The 15,034-nt window shown below is 69.9% G+C and carries 14 protein-coding genes; 11 read left to right on the top strand and 3 right to left on the bottom strand.

Translation table 11 applies throughout. From position 1 onward, the window contains the following. The first annotated feature begins 132 nt into the window (after window positions 1–132). From bioB to OHT21_RS39985, 4 genes are all read left to right on the top strand, one after another. On the top strand, window positions 133–1,263 hold the full coding sequence (bioB, locus tag OHT21_RS40000; protein WP_328773134.1) for a biotin synthase BioB: 1,131 nt from the start codon (window positions 133–135) through the stop codon (window positions 1,261–1,263). Continuing rightward, a complete protein-coding gene (locus tag OHT21_RS39995; RefSeq protein ID WP_328773133.1) occupies window positions 1,256–2,536 on the top strand; it encodes an adenosylmethionine--8-amino-7-oxononanoate transaminase in 1,281 nt (426 codons plus the stop codon). The genes bioB and OHT21_RS39995 overlap by 8 nt, the downstream gene beginning before the upstream one ends. A gap of 13 nt (window positions 2,537–2,549) precedes the next feature. Then, a complete protein-coding gene (bioD, locus tag OHT21_RS39990) occupies window positions 2,550–3,269 on the top strand; it encodes a dethiobiotin synthase (RefSeq protein ID WP_328773132.1) in 720 nt (239 codons plus the stop codon). Window positions 3,270–3,376: 107 nt separating this feature from the next. Then, the gene (locus tag OHT21_RS39985; protein WP_328773131.1) at window positions 3,377–4,057 is read left to right on the top strand and encodes a class I SAM-dependent methyltransferase; all 681 of its coding nucleotides are present in this window, start codon (window positions 3,377–3,379) and stop codon (window positions 4,055–4,057) included. A 176-nt stretch (window positions 4,058–4,233) separates the two neighbouring features. On the opposite strand, the gene OHT21_RS39980 is transcribed toward OHT21_RS39985, so the two are convergent. Then, window positions 4,234–4,578 carry a fic family toxin-antitoxin system, toxin component gene (locus tag OHT21_RS39980; RefSeq protein ID WP_328774405.1) on the bottom strand — a complete coding sequence of 115 codons (345 nt, stop codon included), beginning with the start codon at window positions 4,576–4,578 and terminating at the stop codon, window positions 4,234–4,236. 37 nt (window positions 4,579–4,615) lie between these two features. Then, a complete protein-coding gene (locus tag OHT21_RS39975) occupies window positions 4,616–4,843 on the bottom strand; it encodes a hypothetical protein (RefSeq protein ID WP_033324966.1) in 228 nt (75 codons plus the stop codon). A gap of 194 nt (window positions 4,844–5,037) precedes the next feature. Here OHT21_RS39975 and OHT21_RS39970 point away from each other — a divergent pair, with 194 nt between their 5' ends. From OHT21_RS39970 to OHT21_RS39955, 4 genes are all read left to right on the top strand, one after another. Then, window positions 5,038–5,976: an ABC transporter ATP-binding protein gene (locus OHT21_RS39970; protein WP_328773130.1), complete on the top strand. Its 939-nt coding sequence runs from the start codon at window positions 5,038–5,040 to the stop codon at window positions 5,974–5,976. A gap of 11 nt (window positions 5,977–5,987) precedes the next feature. Further along, window positions 5,988–8,555 (top strand): ABC transporter permease, encoded by a 2,568-nt coding sequence (locus tag OHT21_RS39965; RefSeq protein WP_328773129.1) that lies wholly within the window; start codon window positions 5,988–5,990, stop codon window positions 8,553–8,555. Between the two features lie 46 nt (window positions 8,556–8,601). Then, window positions 8,602–9,483 (top strand): LLM class F420-dependent oxidoreductase, encoded by an 882-nt coding sequence (locus OHT21_RS39960; protein WP_328773128.1) that lies wholly within the window; start codon window positions 8,602–8,604, stop codon window positions 9,481–9,483. Between the two features lie 191 nt (window positions 9,484–9,674). Further along, window positions 9,675–10,367: a FadR/GntR family transcriptional regulator gene (locus OHT21_RS39955; protein ID WP_328773127.1), complete on the top strand. Its 693-nt coding sequence runs from the start codon at window positions 9,675–9,677 to the stop codon at window positions 10,365–10,367. A gap of 33 nt (window positions 10,368–10,400) precedes the next feature. Here OHT21_RS39955 and OHT21_RS39950 read toward each other — a convergent pair whose 3' ends face one another. Continuing rightward, window positions 10,401–11,579, bottom strand: coding sequence for an aminotransferase class V-fold PLP-dependent enzyme (locus OHT21_RS39950; protein WP_328773126.1), 1,179 nt, complete (start codon window positions 11,577–11,579; stop codon window positions 10,401–10,403). Window positions 11,580–12,044: 465 nt separating this feature from the next. Between OHT21_RS39950 and OHT21_RS39945 the strand changes: the two genes are divergently transcribed. The 3 genes from OHT21_RS39945 to OHT21_RS39935 all read left to right on the top strand — a co-directional run bounded on the left by OHT21_RS39945 (window position 12,045) and on the right by OHT21_RS39935 (window position 15,014). Further along, on the top strand, window positions 12,045–12,470 hold the full coding sequence (locus tag OHT21_RS39945; protein ID WP_328773125.1) for a GNAT family N-acetyltransferase: 426 nt from the start codon (window positions 12,045–12,047) through the stop codon (window positions 12,468–12,470). Window positions 12,471–12,654: 184 nt separating this feature from the next. Continuing rightward, complete coding sequence (locus tag OHT21_RS39940; RefSeq protein WP_328773124.1) at window positions 12,655–14,004, top strand: hemolysin family protein; 1,350 nt, start codon at window positions 12,655–12,657, stop codon at window positions 14,002–14,004. After that, on the top strand, window positions 14,001–15,014 hold the full coding sequence (locus OHT21_RS39935; RefSeq protein WP_328773123.1) for a hemolysin family protein: 1,014 nt from the start codon (window positions 14,001–14,003) through the stop codon (window positions 15,012–15,014). The genes OHT21_RS39940 and OHT21_RS39935 overlap by 4 nt, the downstream gene beginning before the upstream one ends. Window positions 15,015–15,034: the final 20 nt, after the last annotated feature.

Below are 15,034 nucleotides of genomic sequence, written 5' to 3'. Positions count from 1 at the left end.
TTTGTAGGCAGTGCACAGACCCTAGCCGCCCGGCCCGCTGCCCATGATGTGGAAAAAACCACACCTCGAACGGGCTGTCTTGTACGAACTCTCCTTGGCCCCGCCCACTCGCATAGGCCAGGATCTGACCCCATGGACCTGCTGAACACGCTGGTGGACAAGGGGCTTCGGCGCGAGCTGCCGACCCGCGACGAGGCGCTGGCCGTGCTGGCCACCTCCGACGACGAACTCCTCGATGTGGTGGCCGCGGCCGGAAAGGTACGGCGGCAGTGGTTCGGCCGACGGGTGAAACTCAACTATCTGGTCAACCTCAAGTCGGGCCTGTGCCCGGAGGACTGCTCCTACTGCTCCCAACGCCTCGGCTCCAAGGCGGAGATCCTCAAGTACACCTGGCTGAAGCCCGACCAGGCCTCCGAGGCAGCGGCGGCCGGGCTCGCGGGCGGCGCCAAGCGGGTCTGTCTGGTGGCGAGCGGGCGCGGGCCGACGGACCGTGACGTCGACCGGGTCTCCGACACCATCAAAGCGATCAAGGACCAGAACGAGGGCGTCGAGGTGTGCGCCTGCCTCGGGCTCCTCTCCGACGGCCAGGCCGAGCGGCTGCGCGCCGCGGGCGCCGACGCCTACAACCACAACCTCAACACGTCCGAGAGCACGTATGGGGACATCACCACCACCCATACGTATGCCGACCGTGTGGACACGGTCGAGAAGGCGCACGCGGCTGGTCTGTCCGCCTGCTCCGGCCTGATCGCGGGCATGGGCGAGAGCGACGAGGACCTGGTCGACGTCGTCTACGCACTCCGTGAGCTGGATCCCGACTCGGTCCCGGTGAACTTCCTGATCCCCTTCGAGGGCACCCCGCTCGCCAAGGAGTGGAACCTCACCCCGCAGCGTTGTCTGCGCATCCTCGCGATGGTCCGCTTCGTCTGCCCGGACGTGGAGGTGCGCATCGCGGGCGGCCGCGAGGTCCATCTCCGTACGATGCAGCCGCTCGCCCTGCACCTCGCCAACTCGATCTTCCTCGGCGACTACCTCACGAGCGAGGGTCAGGCAGGCAAGGCGGACCTGGAGATGGTCGCGGACGCCGGCTTCGAGGTGGAGGGCACGGACGAGGTGACGCTGCCGGAGCACCGGGTGTCGGGCGGGTGCGGCTCGGGGAGCGTCTGCGCTTCCGCCGATGCGGAGGCGATCCCCGAGGCGCGTACGGATCTGGTCGCGGTACGCCGCCGGGGTGCCGGAACGGATCTCGCACCCAATGCCTGACCTGCCCGTGAGCGAGCTGCTCGACCTCGACCGACGCCACGTATGGCATCCGTACGGGCCGATGCCCGGCCGGCAGGAACCGCTCGTCGTGGAGTCGGCGAGCGGGGTGCGACTGACGATCGCCGGTCAGCCGGACGAACTGGTGGACGGCATGTCGTCCTGGTGGTCCGCCATCCACGGCTACAACCACCCCGTGCTCAACGACGCGGTGCGCGAGCAGCTCGGGCGGATGAGCCATGTCATGTTCGGCGGGCTCACACACGAGCCCGCCGTACGGCTGGCGAAGCGCCTTGTCGACATGTCGCCGGATGGACTTGAGCATGTCTTCCTCGCCGACTCCGGCTCGGTCTCGGTCGAGGTCGCGGTCAAGATGTGCCTTCAGTACTGGCGTTCGCTCGGCCGCCCGGCCAAGCAGCGCCTGCTGACCTGGCGCGGCGGCTATCACGGCGACACCTGGCAGCCGATGTCGGTGTGCGATCCCGAGGGCGGGATGCACGAGCTGTGGCAGGGGGTGCTGCCCCGGCAGGTGTTCGCGGATCCGCCTCCGGTCGCGTACGAGGAGTCGTACGCCGATCATCTCCACTCGCTGATCGAGCGCCACGCCGATGAACTGGCCGCGGTGATCGTCGAGCCGGTGGTGCAGGGCGCGGGCGGGATGCGGTTCCACTCCCCCGGCTATCTGCGGGTGCTGCGCGAGGCCTGCGACGCGTACGGCGTGCTGCTCGTGTTCGACGAGATCGCGACCGGGTTCGGGCGTACGGGGGCACTGTTCGCGGCGGACCATGCGGGCGTGACACCGGATGTGATGTGCCTGGGCAAGGCGCTGACCGGCGGCTATATGACGATGGCGGCGACGCTGTGTACGTCGCGGGTCGCCGAGGGAATCTCGCGGGGCGAGGTCCCGGTGCTCGCCCATGGCCCGACCTTCATGGGCAATCCGCTGGCCGCCGCGGTGGCCGGCGCCTCGATCGATCTGCTCCTCGGCCAGGACTGGCGGACGGAGATCAAGCGCATCGAGACGGGGTTGCGGGAGGGGCTGGGGTCGGCTTCGGAGCTTCCGGGGGTACGGGACGTGCGCGTCCTCGGTGCCATCGGTGTCGTACAGCTGGATCACGACGTCGACATGGCGGCGGCGACGCGGGCTGCGGTGCGCGAGGGCGTGTGGCTGCGGCCGTTCCGCGATCTCGTCTACACGATGCCGCCGTACGTGACGGGCGACGCGGACGTGGCACGGATCGCGCGCGCCGTGTGCGCGGCGGCGCGGGAAGGGTGAGCGGGGAGGTGCCATGCCGGTACTGGTGATCACGGGGACGGGCACGGAGGTCGGCAAGACGGTCACGACCGCGGCCGTCGCCGCGGCTGCCGTCGCCGCCGGGCGGTCCGTGGCCGTGCTCAAGCCCGCGCAGACGGGCGTACGGCCGGACGCGCGTGGTGACGCCGACGAGGTGGCCCGGCTCGCGGGCCCGGTGACCACGCTCGAACTCGCCCGATATCCCGAGCCGTTGGCGCCCGCGACGGCTGCCCGGAGGGCCGGTCTGGCTCCGGTGCGGGCGTCCGAAGTGGCGGAGGCGGCGGGCAAGCTGGCCGCCGAACACGAGGTCGTGCTGGTCGAGGGGGCGGGCGGGCTGCTCGTACGGTTCGACGACGCGGGCGGCACGTTGGCGGACGCGGCCCGCCTGCTGGACGCCTCTGTGCTGGTGGTGGCCTCCGCCGGGCTCGGCACCCTCAACACGACGGAGCTGACCGCCCGCGAACTGCGCGTCCGGCAGCTGGACTTGCTGGGCGTCGTGGTGGGCAGCTGGCCGAGCGAGCCGGATCTCGCGTCGCGTTGCAACCTCACGGATCTGCCGTTGGTGGCGGGGGCGCCGCTGCTGGGAGCGGTTCCGGAGGGGGTGGGGCGGCTGCGGCCCGCCGACTTCCGTGCTGCCGCGCCGAGTTGGCTCGGCCGGCCGCTGGGCGGGACGTGGGATGCGGAGGCGTTCGCTGCGGGGCAGGGGGCGGGGTAGGCGCGGGCGGGGTCGACACAGCGGGAGCCGGGGCGGCCGACGGGTGGGTGAGCGGGCGGGTACGGGGGGACAATCGCCGTAGCGCAAGTCGCCCAGGGGAGGTCTCCATGCGACCACGCCGTTCCCGGACCGGCCAGGCCGGCCGGATGGCCCCGGCTCCCGTGCACCACCCGGTGTTCGCCCGCTTCTACGCCAAGATCAGCGTCGCCTCCGAGCCCGCCATCGGCCCGCACCGCGACGAACTGCTCGCCGGACTCTCCGGCCGCGTCATCGAGATCGGCGCCGGCAACGGACTGAACTTCGCCCACTATCCGAGCACCGTCTCGGAGGTCGTCGCCATCGAACCCGAGCGCAGGCTGCGGCAGTTGGCGGTGACCGCCGCCCTGCGCTCCGAGGTGCCCGTCGACGTGGTGCCGGGCGTCGCGGAGGGGCTGCCGGTCAAGAGCGAGGCGTTCGACGCGGCGGTGCTGTCGCTGGTGCTGTGCAGCGTACGGGACGTGCCGCGGGCCTTGGCCGAGGTCCGCCGCGTCCTGCGGCCGGGCGGTGAGCTGCGGTTTTTCGAGCACGGCAAGGGTGGGGGCGCGGTGATGGGCGTCGCTCAGCGCGCCCTCGACCGCACCGTGTGGCCGCTGCTGTTCGGCGGCTGCCACGTCAGCCGGGACGTGCTGGGCTCGCTGCGCGACGCCGGGTACGAACTGGGGCCGTATCGGCGGGTGTTGGTGCCGGAGAAGGGGGTGCGGATGCCGACCTCTTACTGCGTGCTCGGCACGGCGCGCTCCGCTGGGTGAGGCGGGGCGACTAAGCACCGGGGGCTGCACGTTGTTTGTCGGCTGCGGGGCCGTCGTGGCTGGTCGCGCCCACGCGGCGGAGCCGCAAATTGACACAGCCCCGCGCCCCTTAGGGGCCTGCGGCCCCTCGGGGCACGGGGACACAACGGGCCTCAGCGAGCCCGCTCAGGGACGCCTCACGGTTCGAGGCTCCACCTGCGCAGCTCCTGCGTGATGTCCTGCACCGTTGCCTCGCCCGTCTTGACCAGGCGGGCCAAGTCGCGGACCTGCTCGGGTGACGTGACTACCTTCAGGCCGCTGGCGACCAGATAGGCGTAGGCAACGGCCGTGGCGAACATCGCGTTGGAGCGTTCCAGGGCTGGGATGTGCAGCAGGAGTTGGAGCAGTGCTGCGGCGCGGGCGTGTGGGGTGTCGTAGACGGGGACGCCGAAGATCTCGGCCTCGTGCCGGCTTACCGCGGCGACAAGGGCTCCCCAGTCGGTGACCTGGGGATCTCCGGGAGTCTTCTGTTCGGCGACCATGAGTAGCCAGGCGAGGTCGACGTGGACGTTCAAGGGTTCAGCGACGGCCTTCTCGCTCCGGGCCGAACTCCTCGGCGAACACGGACTCGTACTGCTTCATGAAGTCGGCGGCGGCCTCCACGAAGGTGTGGCCCACTTCCCCGGTGTCCTGTCTGACCAGCTCTTCGATATAGCGGTTCACGCTCATGCCACGGGCCAGGGCTCGCTCGCGCGCGGCCCGGGCGGTGCCCTCGTCCACGCGCACGTTCAGTTGGGTCTTCGCCATACTTTGAAGCTAGCGCCTGGGCGCTAGCAGGGGCAAGGGGGCACCCATAGGGAATCCAGTAAGGGTGCCCCTTACATCAAACTCAGGGGCACCGACCTGCGCAGGAGAGCGGCTCGGACTTCGGGTGGATACCGAGTGTGTGCGGGGTCACACTAGGCTCGCCCGCGGACACCGAACCCACCTAGGAGGCGGCCTTGTCCACTGCAGCTGCGGAGCACGCCCTCGGGCGCACGGACGCCGAGGAGATCGCGGCCCGCGCCCGTGGTCTCACCAAGGCGTACGGCACGGGCGAGACGACCGTGCTCGCCCTCGACTCGGTCGACGTCGATATCGCGCGCGGTCGTTTCACGGCGGTCATGGGTCCGTCGGGCTCGGGGAAATCCACCCTGATGCACTGTCTGGCGGGGCTCGACTCCGTGTCGGCCGGACAGGTGTGGCTGGGCGACACGGAGATCACTGGCCTGCGGGAGCGCGAGCTGACGCGGTTGCGCCGGGACCGGATCGGCTTCATGTTCCAGTCGTTCAACCTGATCCCGACGCTGAACGCGATCGAGAACATCACGCTGCCCATGGACATCGCGGGCAAGAAGCCCGACGAGAAGTGGCTGAACCAGGTCATCGACACGCTCGGTCTGCGCGACCGGCTGAAGCACCGGCCCGCACAGCTGTCCGGCGGGCAGCAGCAGCGCGTCGCCTGCGCCCGCGCGCTGGCCTCACGCCCCGAGCTGATCTTCGCCGACGAACCGACCGGCAACCTCGACTCACGGGCCGGGCTCGAAGTCCTCGGCTTCCTGCGGGAGGCCGTCGACGAGTTGGGCCAGACCGTCGTCATGGTCACGCACGATCCGGGCGCCGCGGCCCACTCCGACCTGGTGCTCTTCCTCGGGGACGGCCGGATCGTGGACCAGATGGCGCGGCCCTCGGCGGAGGCGGTGCTGGAACGCATGAAGCGCTTCGACACCATCCGCGGCCCGTTGGAGGACGGCGCCGCCCCCGATCAGGGCGTGGCACCCGATCAGGGCAGCGCACCCGGCCAGGGCAGCGCACCCGATCACGGCGTCGCTCTCGACAAGGGCACCGCTAGCGACCAAGGCACCGCTTCCCACCAGGGCATCGCCCGCGACCAGGACTGAGGCAGGCCGTCGTGCTGAAGGCGACACTGAGGAGTTTCCTCGCGCACAAGGGGCGGCTGCTGCTCTCGGCGCTGGCCGTCCTGCTGTCCGTGGCGTTCGTCGCGGGCAGCCTGATCTTCTCGGACACGGTCACCCGTACCTTCGACCGGCTCTTCGCGTCCACGTCGGCCGACGTGACCGTACTGCCGCGCGAGGAGCTGAACTCCCAGCTGCCCTCCGGGGCCGTCCAGACCGTGGACGCGAGCATTGAGGACCGTATCGCCCGGGTCGACGGAGTCGCCGACACGCATCTGGACGTCTCCGTCGAGGGCGTCACCGTCGTCAACAGCAAGAACGAGTCCGTGGGCCCGACCACTGGCGCGCCCACCATCGCCACCGGCTGGTACGTCACCGATCGCAGCCCCGTGGAACTGACCTCCGGCCATGAGCCACGCGGGCCCGGCGAAGCGCTGATCGACGCCGACACGGCCGACAACAAGGACGTAGGCATCGGTGACACGCTCACCGTGATCGCACAGCCGGGTTCGTTCAAGGTGGAGATCGTCGGCATCGCGACCTTCACCACCACCAACCCGGGTGCGGCCCTCGTCTTCCTCGACATTCCGACCGCGCAGGCCAAGCTGCTGGGCGAGGAGGGCCTCGCCACCAGCATCGCGGTGACCGCGGAGGAGGGCGTGAGCGACGCCGCTCTCAAGGAGCGCGTGTCTCGCGAGGTCGGCACCGAGACCTATGAGGTGGAGACGGCCGACGAGCAGGCCGAGTCCGCCGCTGCCGAACTGGGCGGCTTCCTCGACGTGATCAAGTACGTGATGCTCGGCTTCGCAGGGATCGCCGTACTGGTCGGCGTGTTCCTGATCGTCAACACCTTCTCCATGCTGATCGCCCAACGCACCCGCGAACTCGGCCTGTTGCGCGCCCTCGGAGCCGACCGGCGGCAGGTGCGCCGGTCCGTGCTCCTGGAGGCGACGCTGCTGGGCCTGGTCGGCTCCACGCTGGGCCTGGCCACCGGGATCGGGCTTGCGTTCGGGCTGATCGAGCTCATGAGCCTGCTGGGCATGAACCTGAAGTCCACCGAGATGGTCATCGGCTGGGCGACCCCCGTCTCGGCGTACGCCGTCGGAGTCGGCGTCACCTTCGTCGCCGCGTATCTGCCCGCGCGACGGGCCGCCGGAGTGTCACCGATGGCCGCGCTCGCGGACGCCGAAATCGCCGGTGTGGGGCGGCCGTTGCGGGTACGGGCCATCGTGGGGACGGTCGTCGGAGCACTCGGCTCCGCCGCGCTCGTCGGGTGCGTGACCGCGACGGAGACGGGATCCGCCGCTTCCCTGCTCGGGCTCGGCGTCGTCCTGACCCTCATCGCGACCGTGATCGCCGGACCGCTGCTCGTACGGCCCGTGATCCGCGTCCTCGGCGGAGCGTTCCCGGCCCTGTTCGGCTCGATCGGGCGGATGAGCCAGCGCAACGCGCTGCGCAATCCGCGTCGTACGGGTGCCACCGCGGCGGCGCTGATGGTCGGTCTCGCCCTGGTCGGCGGGATGTCCGTGGCCAGCGAGTCCATGACCAAGTCCTTCGACCAGCAGATCGACGAGACGCTGGGCGCCGACTTCGTGGTGCAGAACAGCAACTTCCAGCCGTTCCCGCAGGAGATCACCGAGAAGGTGAACGAAACGGACGGCGTCGGAACAGTCGTACGCCAGCGATTCGCAGCCATCGCGGCACGGCTGCCCGACGGCGACCGCGTCGAGACGGGCGCGGCAGGCTACGGCGACCAACTCGACGAGGTCGCGAACATCACGTACGCGCAGGGCGACACCGAGGCGGCGCTGGCGCCCGGAAACATGGCCATGGACGTCGACTACGCCAAGGATCACGACGTACGCATCGGCAGTGTCATCCCCATCGAGTTCCAAGGCGGCCGGGAGACCGAACTGCGGGTGGCCGCGCTCACCGACCAGGAGGGCGGCGAGGGCTTCGGCGCGCAGGGAGCGATGTACTTCGGCCTCGAGACGCTGGAGCGGTACGTGCCCGGCGGTCAGGACTCGACGCTGTACGTGAACGCCGCCTCGGGCACCTCCGTCGACACGCTGCGCGAGCGCCTGGATCAGACGCTCGACCCGTATCCGCAGGTGGAGGTGCGCGACCAGGCCGACTACAAGGAGCTGATCCGCGGCCAGATCGCCGTACTGCTCTATCTCGTCTACGCGCTGCTGGGCCTGGCGATCATCATCGCGGTGCTCGGTGTGGTCAACACCCTTGCCCTGTCGGTCGTGGAGCGCACCCGCGAGATCGGGCTGCTGCGTGCGATCGGCCTCGCCCGGCGGCAGTTGCGGCGGATGATCCGGCTGGAGTCGGTGGTGATCGCCGTGTTCGGCGCGGTTCTCGGGCTGGCGCTGGGGCTTGTGTGGGGCGTGTGCGTGCAACAGGTTCTGGCGTTGCAGGGCATGACGGCGCTGGCGATTCCGTGGGGCACCATCGTCGCGGTCGTGGTGGGTTCGGCTGTCGTGGGCATCGTGGCGGCGCTGCTGCCCGCGTTGCGTGCCTCACGGATGAACGTTCTGGCGGCCATCGCGCACGAGTGATGTACTCGGCTGGGGTGCTCAAGTCCCTTGAGGGTGAGGAGAGTTCATGCCGCGTCCGTTCCGGTTCGGTGTCAATCTGATGCAGCCCGCGACCGCCGAGGAGTGGCGCGCGAAGTGCCGACGGGCCGAGCAGCTCGGGTACGACGTGATCCTGGTCCCCGACCACCTCGGTATGCCCGCTCCGTTCCCGTCCCTGGTCGCGGCGGCGGAGGCGACCGAGCGGCCGCGGCTCGGGACCTTCGTGCTCAACGCCGGCTTCTGGAATCCGGCGCTGCTGGCCCGCGAGGTCGCCACCACGGACGCGCTGACGGGCGGCCGTCTCGAACTCGGCCTGGGCACTGGTTATGTGGCAGCGGAGCACGAGAGCGCGGGCATTCCGTGGGGTTCGCCTCGTGAGCGGGTGGACCATCTGGCGCGTACGGTCGAGGACTTGGACCGGCTGCTCGGCTCTGCAGAGCACCAGCCGCAGACCGTACAGAAGCCCCGCGTGCCGCTGCTGATCGGCGGCAACGGCGACCGGATGCTTCGGCTCGCCGCCGAGCACGCGGACATCGCGGCGTTCACGGGCGCCCGGTCGATGCCGGACGGCATGCTCGCGGCGATCACGGCCGAGGAACTCGGCGAACGGGTCACTCTGTACCAGGAGCTGGCCGCCGGCCGGAAGGAACCGGCAGAGCTCAATCTGCTCATCCAGATCGTCGCCATCACCGAGGACCGCAGCGCCGCCATCCAGGAGTGGCTGCCCCACGTCCCCTACCTCACCGAGCAGCAGGTACTGGACCTGCCGATCGCGCTCCTCGGCACACTGGACGAGATCGTCGACCAGGTGCGGGCACAGCGCGAGCGGTACGGGTTCTCGTATCTGACGGTGCTGGAGCCGAACATGGAGGTGTTCGGGCCGGTGATCGAGGCGCTGCGCGGCGAGTGAGAGAGCGTGCCGCGCCAGGGGGGCAAGGGCGCGTACGGCGGCCGTCGAGGATCCGTCCCGCGCCGCTCGACGACTCCGCTCCTCGTTCATCAACCGGTTGGTGCTGCCCGGCGCTTCAGGCTGGGCTGATTGACCGCTTCTTCCCTGCGTGGGAGGCTGGTCCTACCAGTAGGGCCAGATCCGGGAGTCCCATGTCACCGCAGAATCCCCCAGGCAGGCGCCGCAAGCCGGAGCTGGTCGCCGAGCAGTTGCTCGAGAAGATGCGCGGCGGCAAGCTGCCGGTCGGCGAGCGGCTGCCGTCTGAACGCGAGCTGGCCGGCGAGTACGGCGTGAGCCGTAACGCGGTCCGGGAGGCGCTGGCCGTTCTGCAGCTCAGCGGGCATGTCGACACCCGGCTGGGCGACGGTAGCTATGTCGCCGAGCCGGAGCGCGTCCTCCCCGAGGCGGGCGATGCCGGACTCACCGCCGCGCTGAACATCAACGAGTTGCTTCAGGCCCGGGAGGCCCTGGAGCTGGCGAGCGCGCTGATGGCGATCCGCAAGGCCACGCGGTCCGACCTGCTCAAGATGGATGCCCTGGTGGCCGAGATGGAAGAGCATCTCGAGCAGGAGGACTACGAGGCGTATCTGCGGACGACGATGGACCTGCACCGGGCGGTCGCGGCCGCGTCCCGTACACCGCTGTTGGTGAGCCTGGTGACGGAGCTGACCACCAGACACCAGAACCACGAGTGGCTGCTGCACGGCCAGTACACGCCGACGATCGGCGCCTATTCGCTCGACGTCCACAAGGCGCTCGTACAGGCGATCCGCGACAAGGACGTCGCGTCGGCGTACGAGGCGACGACACAGCACTACCACGACTACCCGGTGCTGCAACGCTGATCAGTACGGAAAACGCAGGACACGGACTCCTCCTCAGGCCGCTCGGTGGGAGAGCTTGTCCAGACCCCGCCGCAGGATCCCGGCCAGCAGGTCCACGTCGTCGGAGCTGTTGTACAGACCGAACGAGACTCTGATCCCGTCCCGTACGGACGACACCCGCACGTTCTCGGAGGCGAGGAACTCGGGCCAGCCGGGCGCCTGAAGGGCCAGTGCGTAGATGTGCGAGCGGCGTTCGCGCTCCCTCGGACCGACCAACGGGATGCCCAAGGCGTCCAGGTGCTCGATCAGCCGGTCGCCGAGATCCAGTACGTGCTCTTCTACGCGGCGCACACCCACCTCCTCGAAGAGGTCCAGGGCGGCGCCCAGGGCGTGGATCGCGGGCAGGTTGAAGTTGCCGATCTCGAAGCGCTGGGCGTCGGGGCGGAGTTTGACCTGCTCCGTTCCGATGACGAGGTCCTCGTCGGTGTCCGCCATGCCGGCGAGCGCCGTGTATGTGGGAGGCAGCCGCTCGGCGTCGTACGGCGTGAACAGCAGGCCGAGCCCCTGGGGTACCAGTAGGCCCTTGTGGCACCCCGCCGCGAGGGCGGTGACCCCGAGTTCCCGCGCGTCCACGTCGAGGACGCCGAGGGACTGCATGGCATCCACGACCACTTCGGCGCCGTGCCGCTTCGCGAGCCTCGCGACGGCCGCGACGTCGTTGCGCTGGCCGCTGTGGAACATGACGTGGGACAGCGCTATGGCACGGGTCCGGGCGTCCACGTACGGCGCGAAGGTGTCGGCGTCGGCCCACTTCTTGCCGGGCCCGCCGTCCTGCGGCACCAGCCGGACCTCCAGCCCTTTGGCGCGCAGGCCCAGACAGGCGTACAGGAGGTTGGGGTGGTCGCCCTCGAGCAGCAGCGCGTTGTCGCCCGGTTCCCAACGCAGGCCGTGGGCAGCGATGTTGAGCCCCTCCGAGGTGTTCTTGGTGAAAGCGATCTCCCGGGGGCTCGCGCCCAGGAAGCCGGCCAGCCGTGCCCGAACCTCCTCCACGCTGGTCAGCCAGTGCGTCTTCGGGCCCGCGGTGTGCAGGGCCTGGTCGTAGAAGGCGTCGAGGCCCGCTCGGACCGTCAGGGAGAGGGGGGTCTGGTGGGCAGCGTCCAGGTAGAGGAACTGGTCCGCCGCCGGGAACCGGGAGCGCAGTTGCGCGATGTCGATGGTTCGGGTGGCACTCACTGGCGCGTTCGCTTTCCGCGTCTGCGCGCCGGCAAGGCACATCGACGCTCGTCGCATAACGCCCCTCGGGACCGGCTTTCACACCCGAGAGGCATTGGTTGAACCGGTAGGACCAATCTGCCCTACCATCGCTCGCCGAGTCAAGAGGATCTCGGCCGGAGGTCCGACACTCAGTTTCGGCTGGTCATCGCAGCTCGCAACGCAGATGTCACAAGCCATTCCAGATCAACCCTTGACAGAACCCGCCCGCAGCCCGTCCACTGGTCCTACAGGTTGGACCAACTCCCATCCGGTCGCCCCCACCGCCTGCTCTCCACAGCGAGGTAGCAGTTCATTCAGCCTCTCGAAACTGGCGGAAGCCGTGGAGCGCCGGGCGGGCTGAACGCGACGGCCGGTCGATCTCCGTGATTCCCCGGCACGGGAATCCGTTCGCGAGACAGGCCGGCGATCTGCTTGGCTCGCCCCATGAGTGATCTCCACATCCGCAGCGCCACCCCCGCCGATCTCGACGCCGTCCTCGCCTTCTGGAAGACGGCCGCCGAGGGCACGAGCATCAGCGACGACCGGGACGGCGTGGAGCGGCTCGTCGCCCGTGACGCCGAGGCGCTGATCATCGCCGAGTACGGGGGCGAGCTGGTGGGCACGGTGATCGCCGGCTTCGACGGCTGGCGTTGCCATCTGTACCGGCTCGCCGTGCATCCGGACCGCCGCCGCCTCGGCATCGGCTCGGCGCTGCTCGCCGCCGCGGAGGAACGGTTCGTACGGCTCGGCGGGCGGCGCGGCGACGCGATGGTGCTGCAGCGCAACGAGACCGCGCATCATGCGTGGCGGGCCGCGGGGTACACGCCCGAGGAGAAGTGGCGGCGGTGGGTGAAGCCGCTCGGCGCATGACCGGCGTACGGGCGACTTTGCTGACCCTTTACCATGTGAGGACTTGGTTTTCTTCTTCCTAGGAAAGGTGTGAGCGTCCGCCCATGGGCGAGCCTCCCAGTCCCGGCAGCCCGCGCGGCCTTGCGCCGTGCGGGCATCGTGCGATTCCCGGCCCTCTGTCCGACCATGGGACGGAGGTGACCCGATGACCGAACTGCTCCTCCTCGCGGTGGCCGTTCTGCTCTCCCTGGCCTGCGGCGCGTTCGTCGCCGCCGAGTTCTCGCTGACGACGGTCGAGCGCGGCGAGCTGGAACGAGCCGCCGAGCGCGGTGAGGTCGGTGCCTCGGGCGCCCTCAAGGCCGTACGGAACCTGACCTTCCAGCTGTCCGGCGCGCAACTCGGCATCACCGTCACCAACTTGATCGTCGGCATGCTCGCCGAGCCGTCCATCGCCAAGCTGATCGCGGGTCCGCTGGAGGCGGTCGGTATGGGCCCCTCTGTGGCCTCTTCGACCGCGCTGGTCATCGGTACGGCGCTGTCGACGGTGTTCCTGATGGTCGTCGGCGAGCTCGTGCCCAAGAACTGGGCGATCTCCTCGCCGCTCTCGGTGGCCAAGAAAGTGGCGACGCCGCAGCGCTGGTTCAGCACACTGTTCCGGCCGTTCATCACCCATCTCAACAACACCGCGAACCGGGTCGTACGCCGCTTCGGTGTCGAGCCCACCGAGGAGCTGGCCTCGGCCCGTGGGCCGCAGGAGCTGATGGCCCTGGCCCGGCACTCCGCGAGGGAGGGCGCGCTGGAGGCCGACACCGCCGAGCTGTTCGTACGGACGCTGAACCTCGCGGACCTGACCGCGGAGAACGTGATGACGCCGCGCGTCCAGGTCATCGCCCTGGACGTCCAGGCGACCTGCGAGGATGTGGCGAACGCGACGCGCGCGACGGGTCTTTCGCGCTTCCCCGTCTACCGCGGCAACCTCGACTCGGTCGTGGGCGTCGCGCACATCAAGGACGTACTGGCGGTGCCCGCCGAGCGCCGGAGCCGCAGCTCGGTAGCGCAGCTGATGCGCGAACCCCTTCTTGTACCGGAGTCGCTGACCGTCGACCGGCTTCTGGACCGGATGTCCGGGAAGCGCACGATGGCCGTCGTCATCGACGAGTACGGCGGCACCGCCGGGGTCGCCACCCTGGAGGACATCGTCGAGGAGGTCGTCGGCGAGGTGCGGGACGAGCACGATCCGCACGAGATGCCCGACCTCGCCCTGGCCGGCAAGGACGACGACGGCAGGGCGCTGTACAACGCCGACGGCGCGGCCCGCACCGACCAGCTCGCACGGGTCGGGCTGCGGGTGCCCGAGGGGCCGTACGAGACGCTGGCCGGGCTCATCGCGACCGAACTCGGCCGCATTCCCACCGTCGGCGACACCGTGGACGTCACCGGCTGGCGGCTCGAAGTGACGGACGCATCGGGGCACCGGGCCGCGCGCGTGCTGCTGCACGCGCCGCTGCCGCTCATCGAGGGCATCGAAGGCATCCAGGAAGAGGGGACGCTGTGACCGCCGTACAGCTGCTGATCGGTCTGGCGACGCTCGTCGTGAACGCCTTCTTCGTCGGCGCCGAGTTCGCGTTGATCTCCGTCCGTCGCAGCCAGATCGAGCCGTACGCCGAAGAGGGCGACCGGCGGGCGCGGAGCGTGCTGTGGGGTTTGCAGCACGTCTCCGCGCTGATGGCCGCCGCGCAGCTCGGCATCACGCTGTGCACGCTGGTCCTGGGTGTGGTCGCGGAGCCCGCGATCGAGCATCTGCTGGAGCCGGTGTTCCACGCGATGGGCGTGCCGGAGGGCGCGGGGCACGCGATCTCGTTCGTGATCGCGCTGGCCCTGGCGACGTATCTGCACATGCTCCTCGGCGAGATGGTGCCGAAGAACATCGCGCTCGCCGAGCCGGTGCGCTCGGCGCTGCTGCTCGGCCCGCCGCTGGTCGCGCTGTCCCGGGCGCTGCGTCCAGTGATCTTCACGATCAACGCCTTCGCGAACTCGCTGCTGAAGCTGCTGCGTGTGGAGGTGCGGGACGAGGTGACCGCGACCTTCTCGGACGACGAACTCGCCCGCCTCGTCCAGGACTCCAGCGCCGCCGGCCTGATCGACGACCGGGCCCAGGAACGGCTGCACGACGCCCTGGAGCTGGGCCGGCGGCCCGTGCGCGATGTCGTCCTCCCGCTGGAACGCATCGTCTACGCGCGCGTGGGCGTCACGCCCGAGCAGTTGGAGGCCCTGTCCGCGGAGTCCGGCTTCTCCCGCTTCCCCGTCGTGGACAACGGCCGCCACATCGTCGGCTACCTCCACGTCAAGGACGCGCTGGACGCGATGCCCCGCGACCTGCCGTTCCGGGTCGCGGACATGCGCTCGATCGCCCGCGTCCGGGAGAGCACACCGCTGGACGACGTGCTCACGGCGATGCGCCGCAGTCGTACGCATCTAGCGGCGGTGACCGGCGACGACGGGCTGCTGGCGGGGCTGGTGACGATGGAGGACGTGCTGCGGGAGTTGTTCGGGCAGCCGGCGTGAGGTGAGTGCCGGTACCTGCC

Source organism: Streptomyces sp. NBC_00286 (assembly GCF_036173125.1).
Lineage (GTDB): Bacteria > Actinomycetota > Actinomycetes > Streptomycetales > Streptomycetaceae > Streptomyces.
Note: the sequence above shows the minus strand (reverse complement) of the source record. Positions and strands in the feature narration are given on the sequence as shown.

Coding starts and splice junctions, on each gene's coding strand:
- bioB (WP_328773134.1), top strand. CDS start 133: ATGGACCTGCTGAACACGCTGGTGGACAAGGGGCTTCGGCGCGAGCTG.
- OHT21_RS39995 (WP_328773133.1), top strand. CDS start 1,256: ATGCCTGACCTGCCCGTGAGCGAGCTGCTCGACCTCGACCGACGCCAC.
- bioD (WP_328773132.1), top strand. CDS start 2,550: ATGCCGGTACTGGTGATCACGGGGACGGGCACGGAGGTCGGCAAGACG.
- OHT21_RS39985 (WP_328773131.1), top strand. CDS start 3,377: ATGCGACCACGCCGTTCCCGGACCGGCCAGGCCGGCCGGATGGCCCCG.
- OHT21_RS39980 (WP_328774405.1), bottom strand. CDS start 4,578: ATGGTCGCCGAACAGAAGACTCCCGGAGATCCCCAGGTCACCGACTGG.
- OHT21_RS39975 (WP_033324966.1), bottom strand. CDS start 4,843: ATGGCGAAGACCCAACTGAACGTGCGCGTGGACGAGGGCACCGCCCGG.
- OHT21_RS39960 (WP_328773128.1), top strand. CDS start 8,602: ATGCCGCGTCCGTTCCGGTTCGGTGTCAATCTGATGCAGCCCGCGACC.
- OHT21_RS39955 (WP_328773127.1), top strand. CDS start 9,675: ATGTCACCGCAGAATCCCCCAGGCAGGCGCCGCAAGCCGGAGCTGGTC.
- OHT21_RS39945 (WP_328773125.1), top strand. CDS start 12,045: ATGAGTGATCTCCACATCCGCAGCGCCACCCCCGCCGATCTCGACGCC.
- OHT21_RS39940 (WP_328773124.1), top strand. CDS start 12,655: ATGACCGAACTGCTCCTCCTCGCGGTGGCCGTTCTGCTCTCCCTGGCC.